Origin of the sequence: Butyrivibrio sp. INlla16, assembly GCF_900104155.1 — a bacterium.
GTDB lineage: Bacteria > Bacillota > Clostridia > Lachnospirales > Lachnospiraceae > Butyrivibrio.
Genome location: NZ_FMYB01000035.1, coordinates 16,428 through 32,890 on the forward strand (window position 1 = coordinate 16,428; position 16,463 = coordinate 32,890).

Consider the following 16,463-nt stretch of genomic DNA (forward strand, 5'->3'; position numbering starts at 1 on the left):
TTGATTTAACTTAGTTATATAGATATCTTATCATGATGAAATCAATTTGAAATATAGTTTATAAAAATTCGTTATTATGAAATAATAATGTCTGATATATAAATTCAGATATTGGCTTATATAAAGTTTTTCAGACAATACAAAGTGGAGAACAAAATGTTGGAAAGAAAAACCGTATTGACGCAAAATGAAGAATCCTCATTACTATCACTCCTTCAAAAAATCAGAATGCCGGAAGAAGTCTTGGATGCTGTCATTTTATGTGCAAAAACAGGTGAGGAAACGCTTCCAGGAGTAAAGAGTCTTACCGAACATCTTCTGATATCTGTAAGGAGCCGGGATAACGGTGCATGGAGGCTTTTTCCCGAAGAGATATTCATAGCGACGATGGCGTGTTTTTCAAGGTTTGTAAATGAGTATCATACTTCCTATGAAAGCTACGGCTATGACAGAGCCTTCTGGACCACAAGGCAGGCGGAAGCAAAGCTTTTCAGAATTGGTGAGCTGGAATATGAACTGGTAGAAGAAAGTAGTTCTCTCAGTATGCACATTCCGTCGGATGCTCGACTTGAGGCTGAGCTGTTAAATAAGTCTGTCGCCGCTGCAAAAGATTTCTTCAGGAAGTATTATCCGGAAGCTGATTCAGATACTATTCTTCTTGATAGCTGGCTGTTGTCGCCTGCTTTGAAGGAACTGTTGTCTCCTGATTCGCGTATCATACGATTCCAGAATGCATTTGATATTGATGAAGTTGATCCTGAGCCTATGGACTTCCTGGAGTGGGTATATCAGCTTGCGGGCGGACAGATAGAGAGTCTTACTAATCAAGATAAGTTTGAGAGGAAAATAGCAGACGGGCAGCTTGAACAGCAAGGATCAAATGAGCAGCTCAGGCATCAGATATTAAATAATAGTACTGAATCTCTATGGCTAAAATCTCTCCCAGAAAACACTACTCTTCAAAGAAACATGAAGAAATATCTGATGGATGGTGGTAAAGTAGGATGTGCAAAAGGAAGCTTGAAACGAATATTTTTATAATACTTGATCTTATAACATCTTGCTCTTTGGATTTCTTTCTCTTATGCTTCTACTTACCACTGCACTGTTTTATGCACATTACCTATCGCAATTACAACAAAAATGCATCCACTAATACACATCAGCCACCCATCATGAAGTCAAATATACTGATCTGGTTGGACTCGGGGATATCTCCGAGAAGTCCCATCTCAGCCATTTTGTCGACAACAGCCTGAGGGCACTTTGTGCGCTGCTTGAAGTCATCCTTTGAAATGAAGGGGCCGTCCTTAACTGCTTCTACGATCTGGTCGGCAGCTTTTTCACCAAGGCCGTCGATACTAAGAAGGCTGGGCATTATCTTGTCACCCCAGACTGTGAAAGATCTGGAGGCTGCCTTGAAGATATCGATAGGCATAACTTCGATGCCACGCTCGTACATCTCTTCCGCAAGTCTCATAGCTGCGAGCTCGTTCTGCTCGGCGTTAGTCATCTCATCGCCCTTGTTTCTGTATTCAGTCATCCACATGTGAAGAGTGCCTTCACCCTGGAACATGTGCTCATAGTTCAATGCCTTAGCTCTTATCGAGAACCATGCCGCATAGAAGGCCTGTGGTACATAAACCTTGAAGTAAGCTATACGCCACGCCATCATAACATATGCTGCAGCGTGCGCCTTAGGGAACATGTACTTGATCTTCTCACAGGACCAGATGTACCAATCCGGGACATCATGCTCCTTCATATCATTTTTCCAGGCTTCCCAGTTGCTCTCCTTACCCTTGGCAACTTTTCCCTTACGAACCGCCTCCATGATCTTGAAGGACTCAGACTTATCAAGTCCCTTCTGGATCAGGTAGATCATGATATCATCACGGCAGCAGATACAGGTATCGATTGTAGCCTTACCTTCCTGAATAAGGGTCTGCGCATTTCCAAGCCATACATCGGTTCCGTGTGACAGACCGGAAATACGAATAAGGTGAGACAGCGATGTCGGCTGCGCATCGATAACCATGTTCATAGCAAAATCGGTTCCAAACTCGGGAAGTCCGAGACATCCAAGCTTTGTCCCGCCTATCTGGTCAGGCGTGATGTTGAGCGACTTTGTACTCATGAAAAGTTCCATGACATTCTTATCATCAAGCGGCACTGTCTTGGGATCAAGTCCGGTACAATCCTGAAGAAATCTTATCATCGTCGGATCATCGTGTCCGAGAATATCAAGCTTTAGCAGGTTGTGGTCGATTGAGTGATAATCGTAGTGCGTCGTGATTGTAGCCGTTGTCATATCGTTAGCGGGATGCTGAACCGGCGTGAAGGAGTTAATATCCTCGCCCACCGGAAGGACTATGATACCACCGGGGTGCTGACCTGTTCCTCGTCTAATACCGATGCAGCCCTGAGTAATTCTGTCGATCTCGCATCTTCTCTTGCCGACGCCGATACCGTCATAATACTTCTTAACAAAACCATAGGCAGTCTTATCCGCAAGACCCGCAATTGTTCCGGCTCTGAAGGTCTGGCCGTAACCGAAAATAACCTCGGTATACTTATGCGCCTTAGACTGATATTCTCCTGAAAAGTTCAGGTCGATATCGGGCTCCTTATCTCCTTTGAATCCAAGGAAGGTTTCAAAAGGGATGTCGAAGCCGTCCTTATCCATCATATGGCCGCACTTGGGGCAGCGCTTATCAGGCATGTCACAGCCTGAATTACCGCCGTATTTTAATACTTCTTCTGAATCAAAATCGCTGTATTTGCACTTCGGGCACACATAGTGTGGTGAGAGGGAATTAACCTCGGTAATTCCCGATGCAAACGCAACGAAAGAAGATCCTACGGAACCTCTGGAACCAACCAGATACCCGTCCTCCACGGACTTCCAAACCAGCTTCTGCGCAATAATATACATAACCGCGAAGCCGTTCTTTATGATTGAATTCAGTTCTCTCTCAAGTCTCTCCTCAACTATCTCAGGGAGATTTTCACCGTATATTTCGTGAGCCTTGTCATAACATATCCTGGTGAGAATACCGTCAGAATCCTCGATGACAGGCGGACACTTGTCAGGACGGACAGGGGAAATACTGTCGCATCTCTTCACAATGTCCCGGGTGTTTTCTATTACAACCTCTCTGGCCTTGGCAGCTCCCAGGTAATCAAACTCCGCCATCATCTCAGCAGTCGTGCGCACGAAAAGCGGAGCCGGTTCCTCGTCTGCCATTCCCTTTCCTGCCATTATGACGGTTCTGTAAATCTCATCATCAGGATTAAGGAAATGTGCATCACAGGTAGCTACAACCGGTTTGTTGTATTGCTCGCCAAGCTTAACGATTTTCTTATTTATCTCACGAATATCATCATCCGAGTTTATATCCTCATAGCGCTCTGAGTCCACCATGAAATGATTGTTGGCAACCGGCTGGATTTCCAGATAATCATAGAAGTCTACAATTTTTGCTATCTCATCCTCAGCGCGCCCCTCGACAACAGCGCCGTAGAGCTCTCCCGCACAGCAGGCCGAACCGATAATAAGTCCCTCCCTGTGCTTGATCAGTTCGCTCTTAGGGATTCTCGGGAATCTGGCAAAATAGTCGACGTGAGATTTGCTTATAAGCGTATATAAATTCACACGTCCCACCGTATTCTTGGCAAGAAGAATGATGTGGTGAGTCCTGAGATGCTTTACAAGCTCAGGTGTCGATGCTCCGAGGTCGTTGACCTTGGTAAGGTCGTCCGCACCTTCATTCTGAATCATCGGTATGAACTTCTGGAAAATCTTGGCAGTACACTCCGCATCATCAACCGCTCTGTGATGGTGCTCATTGACAACACCCAGTGTCTTACAAAGTGCATCAAGATTGTGCTTCGCCTGATTGGGATAAAACGCCCTCGAAAGTCCCATGGTATCAACAGTTGTGTAGTCAACGTCGATGCCAAGCTGCTTACAGTTTTCATTGATAAAGCTGATATCGAAGCTGACATTATGTCCCACCAGGATAGCGTCGCCGCAGAACTCCACGAACTTAGGGATAATCTCATCCCTTGTGGGACAGCCGATTACCATGTCATCGGTTATGCTGGTAAGCTTGGTGATTCTGAAGGGGATGGGTTCAAGAGGATCGATGAATTCCGAAAAACGATCAAGAATCTCTCCATCCTTCATCTTTACTGCGCCTATCTCAATTATCTTGTTGTTAACAGGTGAAAATCCCGTTGTTTCTATATCGAATACTACAAAGGTGGAACCCTCAAGCTTCTGCCCCTTGTTGTTAATTACTATCTCTTTTAAGTCGTCTACGAGGTAGCCCTCGACGCCCTGGATTACCTTGAAAAAGTCCTGTCTGTCGGGATTCTTGTCACCCGCTTCCTTGCGCTTTGCTTTTTCCGCGCCCCAGAGATCCTCCCAGGCGTGGTTCGCATCGGTAAGGCCCTGCACTACGCCGTGGTCTGTGATGGCTATTCCGGGCATGCCCCACTTGTATGCCTGCTTGACGATGTCCTTTACCTCAGACACTCCGTCCATATCGGACATCTTGGTGTGACAGTGAAGCTCAACTCTTTTTACTTCCTCTTCATCAACGCGCTTTACAGTAAAGTCAGGAATCTTGCGGATTCCGGAAACGCTCTGGATTGATACCTCATGATCAAACTTATCAACCATGGCAATTCCGCGTACCTTAAGAAAAGCACCGGGCTTAATATCCTTCTCAAGCTCAGGCACATTCTCCTGTTTTGCGAAAAGCTTAACAGTAATGGTGTCGGTAAAATCAGTCATTGCGAAAATGAGAATAGCCTTCTCATTACGGATGTCTCGTCTGTCATAGTTAATGATTTTTCCTCTGACAGTAACTTCACCCATCTCACCCACGATTTCTTCCATGGAGATGGTCTCTTCGTCGAAGTCTCTTCCGTAGATGACATTGGGATCGTCGGAGCGCTTGAATCCAGCGCCGGTGCCCTTTTTGAAAAACTTGCTGCCACCACCGAATTTACTGCCGCCAAATTTGCTGCCGGCTGATTGCTGGGAATTCTTTGACGCGTCTTTTCCTGCACTTGCATCGGAAGAAGCTGCTCCTTCTGCCTTTGCTTTCTTTGCAGCAGCCGCCGCTTCCTTTTCCTTGTGCTTCTGCTCGGATCTCTCCTCGGCCTCTTCAAGTCTCTTGGCAAGTTTTGAAGTCTCCTTGGAATAATCGATTTCCTTCTTTTTAGCGGTCGCCTTCTTATAGGTGATGCCCATTTTCACAGCAAAACCGCAGCGTTCATTCAGGATTTTTTCCAAAATACGCTGTATGTCTTCGGATTTTTTCTCAGCAATAACAGACTCCTCGAGAATCAGTTCTACTCGGTCTGATTCGGGAAACGAGAAGTCCGCGGATTTTAAAATCGTATATTCTATTGGATCATAGTTCTTGAATTCCAGCAGAATACTGTCCTTGTACATCTCCAGAAGATTCTGGGGTGTGTACTGGGCAGAGAGAAAGAACCTTTCATAAATCTTGACCTTCAGGTTGGTCTCCTTGAAAAGTTGGTTTTTTATTTCCTTCTCTGCCTTTACAACATCCGCCTTTTCGATAAGGCGGTTGCTGGATAAATAGATGCGTACGAGATCCTTTTTCTCGGTGGTGGATATTTTCTCAACCTGCACATCTGACAGTTCTTCTTTTGTGTGTTGGTCCAGTTTTAAGGTCTGGAAAACCTCCAAGAATGGTTTTCTCATACGATGGTCTCTTTCGATATATTAATCGTTCCAATGAACAAGTTCATCGCGCAGGGCGCTGATGAGCTCAGCCTCCGGAACTTTTCTAATTACTTCGCCGCGTTTGATAAGGAGCCCCTCACCGATACCGCCAGCCACGCCTATATCGGCTTCTCTGGCTTCACCGGGGCCGTTTACTGCACAGCCCATAACCGCAACCTTGATATCCAGCGGGAATTCCTGAACCATTTTCTCAACTTCATTTGCAAGTCCGATGAGGTCGATCTTGGTTCTTCCGCATGTGGGGCAGGAAACCACTTCGATTCCGCCCTTTCTAAGGCCAAGTGTCTTAAGTATCATTTTGGCAGTGCGGATCTCCTCTGTAGGATCACCTGAAAGGGATACGCGGATTGTATCGCCAATGCCCTCGTTAAGGATAATTCCGAGTCCGATCGAGGACTTGATATTTCCTCCGTAAAGAGTTCCTGCCTCGGTAATACCTACATGAAGCGGATAGTTTGTCTTTTCTGCGAGCTTTTTGTGTGCATCTATGCACAGCATAACATTGGAAGATTTGATGCTGATAACAAGGTTGTCATAGCCGAAGTCCTCGATAATTCCAACCTTATCAAGAGCGCTCTCCACAAGGCCCTCTGCTGTTACGCCGCCGTATTTTTCTACAAGTTCCTTTTCAAGGGAACCGCTGTTAACACCGACTCTAATGGGGATGTTCCTCTCCTTCGCGGTTTTAACAACTGCTTCAATTCTATCCTTTGAACCGATATTTCCGGGATTTATTCTTATCTTATCTGCGCCATTCTCCATAGCGGCAATCGCCATTTTGTAATCAAAATGGATATCTGCCACCAGCGGAATATGTATGCGCTTCTTTATCTCTTTAATTGCATTTGCCGCTTCCTGATTCGGAACAGTACTGCGAACAATGTCACAGCCTGCCGCCTCAAGAGCAAGTATCTGTGCTACGGTTTTCTCTACATCCTCAGTGGGTGTATTGGTCATGGACTGGATCATAATCGGGTTGCCGCCGCCGATGACCTTGTTACCGATGTGGACTACTTTGGTGTTGTCTCTGTATGCCATGGGTGCCTCCTTACTTCATGAATTTAGATACGTCACTTATGACTACAACAAGCATGAAGGCCATAAGAACTACCATTCCGACGAGGTGAACCATGCCTTCCTTCTCTCTCGGAACGGGCTTTCCGCGCAGAACCTCGACGAACTGGAACACAAGTCTTCCGCCATCCAGAGCCGGAAGCGGAAGGAGGTTCATCACTCCGAGGTTAACGGATAACAGTATCAAAAGTTCAAGCATTGTAAGTATAACTGAAGATAATCCATACGGGCTTACCGCTTCGTAGGTATCGTCAACAATTTTCACCATTCCGACGGGACCGGATACGTCACCGAGTGACAATCTTCCCTGTATCAAAAGTGCAAGACTTCTGTAAGTAGATTTAAAGTAATAAAGAACATCGTACCATGCATAAGCAAGAACCTTTGGTCCTGTAACCCTCTCATATTTTCCGAGGTAGATTCCCATAAAAAATCTGCCCTGCTCCTCATCATAATGAGGCGTAAGTTCTGTGTGGTAGAGCTGTCCGTCGCGCTCGTAATCGATCTGCATAACTCCGCCCTTGCTGAACTGAGATATGAGTGTAACTTCGGAAGCAAGATGAATTCTTTCGCCGTCGACTTTTACAATGAGGTCTCCCTCCTGAAGTCCTGCCTCTGCAGCTGCGGAGTTCTCATCCGTGATACCTGATACCACCGGGAATGCCCAGGGTGAATTGGCAACTACAACTACCGCAAGAATAATTGCAGTGATGAAATTGAAGAAGGGACCTCCGAAGAGTACCGCGATTCTAGCCCATACATTAGCATTGGGGAAAGAACGCTCATCATAACCATGATCTTCTCCGTCTATATCATCCTCGCCTTCAAATCTGCAGGCTCCGCCGAAAGGGATAAGCCTTATGCTATATAATGTCTCACCTCTCTGCTTTTTAAAAATCGCAGGTCCCATTCCTATCATGAATTCCAAAACTCTTATGCCGTTTGCCTTGGCAATAAGGAAATGGCCCAGTTCATGGGTGGTGACAAGTATTCCGAAAATTACAAAAAAGATTATTAAACTAACAAGCATTTATTTATTCTCCAGATATTTGTAAGTGTCAGCCTCAGCCATGAGAATCTCCTCAAGATTAGGGTTCTCAATTATTTGATGGTGAGACATCGCACTCGAAATCATCTCGTAAATATCAAGGAATTTAATCTCCCTGTTTACGAACTTCTTAACAGCCATCTCATTGGCCGCGTTGAATACTGTAGGCATACTTCCGCCTGCTCTGGCAGCATCATAAGCCAGTTTTAATCCAAGGAAAGTATCCGTATCGGGCTTCTCAAAAGTAATCTGAGAAAGCTCAAAGAAATCTAGCCTCTTTTCATCCATAGGCATTCTGTCGGGATAGAAAAGTGCATACTGAATAGGCAGCTTCATATCCGGAACGCCAAGCTGTGCCATTACAGCTCCGTCAACGAACTGTACCATTGAATGGATTATACTCTGAGGCTGAATGATAACCTGTATCTGATCAAGTGATACATCAAAAAGCCATCTTGCTTCCATAACCTCAAGGCCCTTATTTACAAGGGATGCGGAATCGATTGTAACCTTTACGCCCATATCCCAGTTGGGATGCTTTAAAGCATCATCCACTGTCATGGTTGTAAGTTCTTCGCGCTTTTTCCCTCTGAAGGGACCGCCCGATGCCGTAAGAAGTATCTTCTCGAGTTTGCTTTTCGGCTCGCCGTTAAGTGATTGAAAAATTGCACTGTGCTCACTGTCAACGGGAAGGATCTTCACGTTCATTTTTTCCGCAAGAGGCATAATGATATGACCTGCGGTGACGAGTGTCTCTTTGTTGGCAAGCGCTATGTCCTTGCCGCTTTCAATTGCGGCCATGGTGGGACGTATACCGATCATGCCGACAACAGCTGTAAGAACAGTATCTGCTTCCTCTACCTGTGATATTTCAACAAGTCCGTCCATACCGGATAATATCTTAACAGGCATGTCGGATAGTCTTATCTTAAGGTCTTTTGCGGCATCCTCATCATACATTGCCACATACTTGGGTCTGAATTCCCTTACCTGCTGTTCAACCTTGTCAACGCTTCTGTTTGCAGCTATGCCGACAATTTTAAGTCCGTCGGGATTGGCTCTTACAACATCAAGAGTCTGCGTTCCTATGGAACCGGTTGAACCGAGTAGTACAATTTTTCTCATAAATTTACCTCGTAATTTACTTTATAAACAGAAGTGCCAGGAAATAGATGGCGGGAGTGATAAAAATCACACTGTCAAATCTGTCCATAATACCGCCGTGTCCCGGGATGAGTTTACCGTAGTCCTTGATATCATGCTCCCTTTTGATTCCGGAGGCGATCAAGTCTCCCACCTGAGACAGACAACCCGCCACAAATGTGATAATGGCAAAGCTTGTCATGCAAATCTGCGCGGAAAGTGTTGTATCTGTATATTTAGAATAAACGTATCCAAAGATAACTCCTGCCACAACGCTTCCAAGCACGCCTCCCACGGCTCCTTCGATAGTCTTCTTTGGAGAAAGAAGCGGGCAAAGCTTATGCTTGCCGAAAGCACTGCCTGCAAAATAGGCACAGGTATCACATATCCATGCAACAAACGGAATCCATGCAAGTAAGTGCCCCTCCGGCTTCGCCCTCAGCAGATAAATAAACGAGAGCATCACCGGTGCATATATAAACGAAAATACGGATCCGATCATCTGATTGGCTTTATATTTCGGATATGAAAAAACGAAAATAACAGCCTCTGCCGCAAAAAGCGACATTATTACTACCACTAAAAAGAGCATATCTCCGCCCTTCAACAAAAGCAGTATGTAATAAAGAGTTACCGCAGCCATTCCGGTTATCTCCGGAAGGTTCATCTTTTCATCTGCAGCGCGAACCTTCAAAGCACCTGAAAGTTCATGGTATCCAACAAGTGATACAAAGAGCAAAACTCCTGCAGTCACATAACCGCCGCTCACAAGCGTCAATATAAGCAGAACTACCAGTACTGCTCCGCTTATTACTCTAGTCTTCATATATTTCCCCTTTTATGTTTTACTCTTCCGGCTCTGTTTTCAAACCGCCAAACTTACGGTTTCTGCCTGCATACGCATCCACCGCTTTCTGAAGCTCTGCTTCGTCAAAATCGGGCCATGCAATATCTGTGTAGTAAAACTCTGTATAAGCGCACTGCCATAATAAGAAATTACTGAGGCGCTGCTCTCCGCAGGTGCGGATAAGAAGATCGGGATCCGGGATATTCGAAGTATCCAGATGCTCCGATATCATCTGCTCTGTTATATCAGCCGCCGCAATTTTGCCATCGCTGCACTCCTGTGAGATTTCTCTGACAGCGCGTACAATTTCATCACGGCTTCCGTAGTTAATTGCTATAGTAAAAGTGAGACCGGTGTTACCTGCAGTTGCGGTCTCAAGCTCATTGATTGCATCCTGAATGTCGGCTGAGAGCTTGCTGCGCTCGCCGATAACCTGACAACGTACGTTGTTCTTCATTGACTTCTTGATACTGCTCTTAAGATACTGTCTGAGTATCATCATCAGGGCTGTAACTTCAGTCTCGGGTCTGTTCCAGTTTTCTGTAGAGAAAGCATACACTGTCAAATATTTAATGCCCATATCTCTTGCAACAACAAGGATATCCTCTACAGCCTTAGCTCCCTGTTTGTGTCCGTAGTTTCGGGGAAGGCCCTTTGCTTTGGCCCATCGGCCGTTACCATCAAGTATTATAGCGACATGTTGTGGTATTTTTGTGTTTTCTTCCATATAAGATTACTCCTATAAAGTAGAGCCTGTGCTGTAACCCACAGGCTCTTTTTCTTATAATTTTGAATAAAGAGGTTCCGAAATCAGACTGTCATTACCTCTTTGCTCTTTTCTTCAACCGCTTCGTCAATCTTCTTAACGAACTTATCGGTCATCTTCTGAAGATCTTCTTCAAGTTCAGCAATCTCATCCTCTGAAATGTCGGTGCCCTTTAATTTCTTAAAGGAATCATTTCCGTCACGACGAATATTTCTTACTGCAACCTTAGCATCCTCACCTTTCTTCTTGATATCCTTAGCCAGCTGCTTTCTGCGCTCCTCTGTGAGCTCAGGGAAGATAAGACGGATAACTGCGCCGTCATTGCTGGGTGTGATACCGATGTCGGATGCAAGTATAGCCTTCTCAATATCTTTGATAAGACTCTTATCCCAGGGTGCTATCTGAATCATGCGCGCCTCGGGAATGGAAACGTTACCAACCTGCTGAATAGGTGTGGGTGTTCCGTAATAATCCACCTTGAGTTTATCAAGAACATGCGGATTAGCGCGTCCTGCACGAATAGAAGCAAGCTCCTGCGCAAGGAAATCAAAAGCCTTCGTCATTTTCTCTTCGTAGATTTTAACTTTTTCATTCATACACTTATCCTCCGGATTATTTTTTTATGCGGTAACAGTGGTTCCGTTGAAGTTGCCACTTGCTGCCTTTATTATACTATTTTCTTCCTGAAGAGCGAATACTCTCATAGGAATATGATTCTCTTTAACCATGATGGACGCTGTCATATCAACAACCTGCAGATTCTGTGCAACCACATCGTCAATGCTTATTGTGTCATAGCGCTTAGCGTTCGGATTGGTAGCAGGATCGCTGTCATATACTCCATCGATAGCCTTGGCAAGAAGGATAACGTCTGCCTCGATCTCGATAGCTCTGAGAGTTGATCCCGTATCTGTTGAGAAATAGGGATGTCCTGTGCCGCCGGCAAAGAATACAACCATTCCCTTTGAAAAATATTTATTTGCTCTATCCTTCGAGAAAAGCTTGGTAAATGAACCACATTCAAAAGGTGTGAGAATGTTTGTCATCATACCTACGCTTCTGAAAATCTCAGACACATAAATGCAGTTCATGATTGTAGCGAGCATGCCGATCTGATCTGCTTTTACGCGGTCGATATTCTCGCTTGTGCGTCCTCTCCAGAAATTACCGCCTCCGATGACGATACCTACTTCAACTCCGTCATCTACAAGCTTTTTAACCTGGAGTGCTACTCCGCGAACTGTCTCTTCATGAAAGCCGGTTTTGTTAGGTCCGGCAAGTGCTTCACCACTAAGTTTTAAAAGTATTCTCATTATTTCTGTCCCTTAAGTCCATCAAAGAATGCGGAAGGATTAACCTCAGCATAAGACTGAGAGCAGTTACCTTCGATAACGGCACCGTTGTTGATCTGTACTGACTGAGACTTGATGTTACCCATAACGATTGCAGTAGTATCAAGAACTACAGGACCGGGAACATCGATGTCACCCTTTACAGCACCTGCGATAACTGCGCTTGTAGCATAGATGTTACCGATAACTACTGTACTCTGTCCGATCTTAACGCTTCCGTTACTTCTAACTTCACCTGTGATTCTGGCTGCCTCTGCATAGATCTCTGCTGCCTTGGAATCACCCTCAACCTCACCTGTTACGTTGAGCTTACCGAGACAGGTTACGTTACCTGTAATCTTACCAACAAGGTCGAGTGAGCCTGTTGTCTCAAGATTACCAACTATTTTCATACCCTCTGTAATGCTGGCTACTTCATCTGTAGGTGTCTGCTGCTGAATGTCCATTGATCCAAATCCCCCATTATTATAATTTGTTGTCTTTCTCTCCTGGTATACAGGCATCTCCTCTGTCTTCTCCTTTGCAATTGACTCAATTGCACTAAGTGAAGCTGAAAGATCTGCTACTGTATCCTCCTCTTCCTCCTCGATTGTGCTGAGGTCCTCAATAACATCCTCAGGCTCCTCGAAAATTTCCCCCTCTGCTTCAGGCTCCTGTGGAATCACAACCTCTGCTACAGTCTCTTCCTCGGTCTCGATGACCTCTTCAGAAGACTCTTCTGACTCACCCTCGTCGAGCTTAATATCGTCAAGGTGATCAAGCATATCGTTCAGATCCTTCTTAACCTCTGCCTCTGTCTTGGTCTTAGCTGTTTCAACTTCTTCTGAAGCAGCTTCCTTTTCCGCAGTTGCATCCAGGATCTTAGCTTCCTCACCTTCCTCAGGCATTATTGTCCTTGCAGCCTGAGAGAGATCACTTTTCAGCTCTGAAAAAAATCCCATTTCTCTTTCCTCCGTTCCTTACTGAGAATTGCTGATATGTTGAACCGGTAACGTATCATCCGTTATCGGAACTATCACTGTGTTATCAAGCGCCTGAACCTGTTCGATAATTTCAGGCAGCGCCTCCACTGTCGCGGGCTTATCCGCCGCATCATGAAGCAGTATTATCGCTTCATGGAATTTAGGCACCCCGGTCATGACGTTGGCAACTATCACATCTTTATTGATGCCGCTGTCATCACTGCTGGCCACATTCCAGTCAAAATATGTAATGTGCTCAAGGTCAAGATAATTTATCAATTGATCCATCGGAGCCCTGCTCACAGTATTGGAGCTTCCTCCGGGGAATCTGTAATACTCTGACCAGACACCTGTTGTCTCATATAAATATGTTTGTAGTTTATGTAAATCAGCCGAAAAGCTTTCGAGTGATTCGTACAACTCACTGTATTTATGGCTGTATGAATGCATCCCCAGTGTATGACCGCCCGCTGCTATACGCCTGTAAAGCTTCTCGTTCTCTTCACCCTCCTTACCGGTTACGAAAAACGTCGCTTTAACCCCATAGCTGTCAAGAATATCAAGTATCTGATTTGTTGATGAACTGGGCCCGTCATCAAAGGTTATATAAACTCTTCTTATGCCGTCCCATTCCTCCTGCTCTCCATCCGGCGCCTCATCAGATGATTCATCCTCTGTGGACTTAGCATCCTCACCGGCAACTCCGCTACTGATCTCAGGATCAACCTCCGGAGTGTCATCCTCTGTCTCATTCGTCTCCTGTACAACTATATCTGCCGTCTCATCTTCAGATGCATCTGCGTCAGGATTATCAGGATCTCCGCCGGCAAGCGTCTCCTCCCCGAAATGCTCCTCGTACCAGCTAAGTTCAGATTTCGCCTTATCAAGCATCTTATTGGTACGAATATTTTTGATCACAAGGAAAATGCAAAAACCGGTGGGAATGAGGCATGAAGCTGCAATGGATACGAGAATCAGTCTTCTTAAAAAACGGATTCTCCGGGAACGATCCGTGCTCTGTCCGTGACCCCCCGTATTCGTTGCCATAATAATTACCACATTTCCAACTTGCTGTTATGTCTAAAAGGCAGCCGGGCCACGCAAAAAAACTTCTTCCACAGCCTCCCATGCTACCTACATAGCCAAACAAGATTATATCATATTTTAAAGGGTACAAAAAGAGAAAAATGCACTTAGATTTCATGCCTTAAGTCCTGTCCTGTGTTTCTGTTGTCAAGTGTAAAAAAGTACTAAAGATAAGGCAAAAATTTTGTAAGCCGAAAAGCCCCCAGTATATAGATTTTTTAGATTTCCTTTATGGTGGATTTATTATCGTTTGCTATTCTAATTACACCAAAGAAACAGGAGGAAAAGGGGTATGAGGAAAATCTACGGAATTATTATCACAATCGCTGTTTTTATCAGCATTTTCGCAAATTCTTCATTTACAATTACGGCAGCCAGCGGGCAGGGTTTGACAGACGGTCTGCAGATCAACGGCGAGTATCTTATCATGGACTCCGATAATCTGCACAGTGAATATGTTGTGATAGCAACAAACAAATCCGGAAAAGATCTGTCGGTAGTTGCAAAATTCTTTGCCGTTGGAGGAAACGGGAATCCGATTAAAACCGTATACGACAGTGCTTCGGCAATCAAAAACGGCCAGTCCTTTATTCTCTATGGTCAGTTCAAAAACTCGGAATTAAAGGACGTTTCAAGCTATTCCTATACCCTTATGACCGGCATCACAGAAGACTGCAAATATGACTCTGTCAATGTTGATGTGGAATCACAGGAAGGTGTGCTTGAAGTAACCGGTACAAACTACTCCTCCGAGGATACCAGTCTTGTAAATGTAAGAACCATATTTTTCAAGGATGGTTCCCCTGTTGCCTTCGATCACGTGAATCTCGGCGACAGCGCTTACTCCTTAAGAAGCGGCAGTTCCAACACCCAGGAACTCGGTCAGCTTCATCCCGAATATGACAATTATCTAATTACCTATTCAGTAGCCAGTGACATGTAAATTGGCGGGCGTCCTATCTCAATAATCAACCTTCATGAGACATAAGCCCTGCGGCGGTGCCGTGGGGCCCGCTTTTTGTCTGTCGCAGGCTTCTATGATGTCCTTCATCTCCTCAGGTTTTATGTTGCCATAGCCAACCTCAAGAAGAGTTCCCGTCATTATTCTGACCATGTTTTGTAAAAAGCCGTTTCCGTGGAAATACAACCTTATCTGAGGGCCGCTCTCCTCGATTTTGATATTGTCCACGCATCTTACCGTGGACTTTTTCATCTTGGTATTCCCGCAAAAACTCTTAAAATCATGCGTTCCGATTATATATTCGGCCGCTTTTTTCATAAGCTCCACATCTGGTTTGTTCTCAAGAACAGTGACATACTTCCTGTCGAATACCGGCTTGGAATTGCCAAAATAACAGGTGTATCTGTAAGTCTTCCCCAGGGCGTTATATCTGCTGTGAAACCTCTCAGCGCAAGCTCTGACATCATTGATGCTGATATCCTCCGGAAGATACTGATTCATATAGTTCTGAATCTCTTCTTCCGTAAGATCTGTATCAAGCATAGCATTAGCCGTCATAGCCCTGGCATGAACTCCGGCATCTGTTCGTCCGGCGCCAATGACCTGGACAGATTCTCCCTCCGGGAGTCCCACCATTCTGGTAAGAACTGCTTCGAGCTTGCCCTGGATGGTCATGTCTTTATTCGGTTGTCTCTCCCAGCCAAAGAACCTGGTTCCATCATAGCTGAGTGTGAATTTATAATTTCTTTTCATTAAGCCTTGAGTTGTTCCTTAATTGCTCCGAGCAGTTCGTCGTAGGTCTCGAATGCAGGGAACTGAGGATAATCCTTCTTAATCTGATCTGTTGTTCTGAAAAGGAAACCTGCCTTGCTGGCCTCGATCATTCCAAGGTCGTTAAAGCTGTCTCCGCTTGCGATGGTTTCGAATCCTATGCTCTGAAGAGCCTTGACAGTTGTGAGTTTACCCTTTTCGCAGCGCATCTTATAATTCGTGATTTCGCCGTTATCCGCAACTTCAAGACTGTTGCAGAAAATTGTAGGCCATCCGAGTTTTTTCATAAGAGGTGTTGCAAACTGTGTGAATGTATCGCTAAGAATAATAACCTGTGTTATAGATCTGAGTTCATCAAGAAACTCTTTTGCACCCGGCAGGGGATCAATTGTTGCAATAGTGTCCTGAATCTCCTTAAGTCCAAGCCCGTGCTCCTTAAGAATTCCGATTCTCCACTTCATGAGTTTGTCGTAATCAGGTTCGTCTCTTGTGGTTCTCTTAAGTTCGGGAATTCCTGATGCTTCAGCAAAAGCAATCCATATCTCAGGAACCAAAACACCTTCCAAATCCAAACAGGTAACGTACATTTTTTCATCCTCCTCGTACTATTGTGCCTTCCCCCAGGGGGAAGGCGTTATTGTTAAGTAGTTTACCATATATTTTGAAAA

At 45.0% G+C, this 16,463-nt stretch carries 14 protein-coding genes; 2 read left to right on the forward strand and 12 right to left on the reverse strand.

Annotated features, from left to right (window positions below; genetic code table 11):
• Window positions 1–156 precede the first annotated feature (156 nt).
• Entirely contained in the window at window positions 157–1,041 is an 885-nt protein-coding gene (locus BLR42_RS15060) for an acyltransferase domain-containing protein (RefSeq protein WP_091870817.1), read from the forward strand.
• 121 nt (window positions 1,042–1,162) lie between these two features.
• On the opposite strand, the gene BLR42_RS15065 is transcribed toward BLR42_RS15060, so the two are convergent.
• The 10 genes from BLR42_RS15065 to BLR42_RS15110 all read right to left on the reverse strand — a co-directional run bounded on the left by BLR42_RS15065 (window position 1,163) and on the right by BLR42_RS15110 (window position 14,024).
• The gene (locus BLR42_RS15065; protein ID WP_091870820.1) at window positions 1,163–5,743 is read right to left on the reverse strand and encodes a PolC-type DNA polymerase III; all 4,581 of its coding nucleotides are present in this window, start codon (window positions 5,741–5,743) and stop codon (window positions 1,163–1,165) included.
• Window positions 5,744–5,764: 21 nt separating this feature from the next.
• A complete protein-coding gene (gene ispG / locus BLR42_RS15070; protein ID WP_091870822.1) occupies window positions 5,765–6,823 on the reverse strand; it encodes a flavodoxin-dependent (E)-4-hydroxy-3-methylbut-2-enyl-diphosphate synthase in 1,059 nt (352 codons plus the stop codon).
• Window positions 6,824–6,833: 10 nt separating this feature from the next.
• Window positions 6,834–7,889: an RIP metalloprotease RseP gene (gene rseP, locus BLR42_RS15075; RefSeq protein ID WP_091870825.1), complete on the reverse strand. Its 1,056-nt coding sequence runs from the start codon at window positions 7,887–7,889 to the stop codon at window positions 6,834–6,836.
• Window positions 7,890–9,032, reverse strand: coding sequence for a 1-deoxy-D-xylulose-5-phosphate reductoisomerase (gene dxr / locus BLR42_RS15080; protein ID WP_091870827.1), 1,143 nt, complete (start codon window positions 9,030–9,032; stop codon window positions 7,890–7,892).
• A gap of 16 nt (window positions 9,033–9,048) precedes the next feature.
• Window positions 9,049–9,876, reverse strand: a complete 828-nt coding sequence (locus BLR42_RS15085; protein ID WP_091870830.1) for a phosphatidate cytidylyltransferase — start codon at window positions 9,874–9,876, stop codon at window positions 9,049–9,051.
• A 19-nt stretch (window positions 9,877–9,895) separates the two neighbouring features.
• Window positions 9,896–10,624, reverse strand: coding sequence for an isoprenyl transferase (locus tag BLR42_RS15090; RefSeq protein ID WP_091870833.1), 729 nt, complete (start codon window positions 10,622–10,624; stop codon window positions 9,896–9,898).
• Between the two features lie 83 nt (window positions 10,625–10,707).
• Window positions 10,708–11,259 (reverse strand): ribosome recycling factor, encoded by a 552-nt coding sequence (frr, locus tag BLR42_RS15095; RefSeq protein ID WP_091870835.1) that lies wholly within the window; start codon window positions 11,257–11,259, stop codon window positions 10,708–10,710.
• A gap of 24 nt (window positions 11,260–11,283) precedes the next feature.
• Complete coding sequence (gene pyrH, locus BLR42_RS15100) at window positions 11,284–11,976, reverse strand: UMP kinase (RefSeq protein WP_022763083.1); 693 nt, start codon at window positions 11,974–11,976, stop codon at window positions 11,284–11,286.
• Window positions 11,976–12,956: a polymer-forming cytoskeletal protein gene (locus BLR42_RS15105; protein WP_242879363.1), complete on the reverse strand. Its 981-nt coding sequence runs from the start codon at window positions 12,954–12,956 to the stop codon at window positions 11,976–11,978. The genes pyrH and BLR42_RS15105 overlap by 1 nt, the downstream gene beginning before the upstream one ends.
• An 18-nt stretch (window positions 12,957–12,974) precedes the next feature.
• Window positions 12,975–14,024, reverse strand: a complete 1,050-nt coding sequence (locus tag BLR42_RS15110; protein WP_091870838.1) for a polysaccharide deacetylase family protein — start codon at window positions 14,022–14,024, stop codon at window positions 12,975–12,977.
• A gap of 331 nt (window positions 14,025–14,355) precedes the next feature.
• Here BLR42_RS15110 and BLR42_RS15115 point away from each other — a divergent pair, with 331 nt between their 5' ends.
• Window positions 14,356–15,006, forward strand: coding sequence for a hypothetical protein (locus BLR42_RS15115; protein ID WP_091870841.1), 651 nt, complete (start codon window positions 14,356–14,358; stop codon window positions 15,004–15,006).
• A gap of 18 nt (window positions 15,007–15,024) precedes the next feature.
• Here the strand turns inward: BLR42_RS15115 and truA are convergent, their stop codons facing one another.
• Window positions 15,025–15,777: a tRNA pseudouridine(38-40) synthase TruA gene (truA, locus tag BLR42_RS15120; protein ID WP_022763079.1), complete on the reverse strand. Its 753-nt coding sequence runs from the start codon at window positions 15,775–15,777 to the stop codon at window positions 15,025–15,027.
• Window positions 15,777–16,382: a bifunctional phosphoserine phosphatase/homoserine phosphotransferase ThrH gene (thrH, locus tag BLR42_RS15125; RefSeq protein ID WP_026498081.1), complete on the reverse strand. Its 606-nt coding sequence runs from the start codon at window positions 16,380–16,382 to the stop codon at window positions 15,777–15,779. The genes truA and thrH overlap by 1 nt, the downstream gene beginning before the upstream one ends.
• Between the last annotated feature and the right edge of the window lie 81 nt (window positions 16,383–16,463).

What these genes read in the sequence shown, in the direction of transcription:
- BLR42_RS15060 (WP_091870817.1), top strand. Translation starts at nt 157, where the DNA reads ATGTTGGAAAGAAAAACCGTATTGACGCAAAATGAAGAATCCTCATTA.
- BLR42_RS15065 (WP_091870820.1), bottom strand. Translation starts at nt 5,743, where the DNA reads ATGAGAAAACCATTCTTGGAGGTTTTCCAGACCTTAAAACTGGACCAA.
- ispG (WP_091870822.1), bottom strand. Translation starts at nt 6,823, where the DNA reads ATGGCATACAGAGACAACACCAAAGTAGTCCACATCGGTAACAAGGTC.
- rseP (WP_091870825.1), bottom strand. Translation starts at nt 7,889, where the DNA reads ATGCTTGTTAGTTTAATAATCTTTTTTGTAATTTTCGGAATACTTGTC.
- dxr (WP_091870827.1), bottom strand. Translation starts at nt 9,032, where the DNA reads ATGAGAAAAATTGTACTACTCGGTTCAACCGGTTCCATAGGAACGCAG.
- BLR42_RS15085 (WP_091870830.1), bottom strand. Translation starts at nt 9,876, where the DNA reads ATGAAGACTAGAGTAATAAGCGGAGCAGTACTGGTAGTTCTGCTTATA.
- BLR42_RS15090 (WP_091870833.1), bottom strand. Translation starts at nt 10,624, where the DNA reads ATGGAAGAAAACACAAAAATACCACAACATGTCGCTATAATACTTGAT.
- frr (WP_091870835.1), bottom strand. Translation starts at nt 11,259, where the DNA reads ATGAATGAAAAAGTTAAAATCTACGAAGAGAAAATGACGAAGGCTTTT.
- pyrH (WP_022763083.1), bottom strand. Translation starts at nt 11,976, where the DNA reads ATGAGAATACTTTTAAAACTTAGTGGTGAAGCACTTGCCGGACCTAAC.
- BLR42_RS15105 (WP_242879363.1), bottom strand. Translation starts at nt 12,956, where the DNA reads ATGGGATTTTTTTCAGAGCTGAAAAGTGATCTCTCTCAGGCTGCAAGG.
- BLR42_RS15110 (WP_091870838.1), bottom strand. Translation starts at nt 14,024, where the DNA reads ATGGCAACGAATACGGGGGGTCACGGACAGAGCACGGATCGTTCCCGG.
- BLR42_RS15115 (WP_091870841.1), top strand. Translation starts at nt 14,356, where the DNA reads ATGAGGAAAATCTACGGAATTATTATCACAATCGCTGTTTTTATCAGC.
- truA (WP_022763079.1), bottom strand. Translation starts at nt 15,777, where the DNA reads ATGAAAAGAAATTATAAATTCACACTCAGCTATGATGGAACCAGGTTC.
- thrH (WP_026498081.1), bottom strand. Translation starts at nt 16,382, where the DNA reads ATGTACGTTACCTGTTTGGATTTGGAAGGTGTTTTGGTTCCTGAGATA.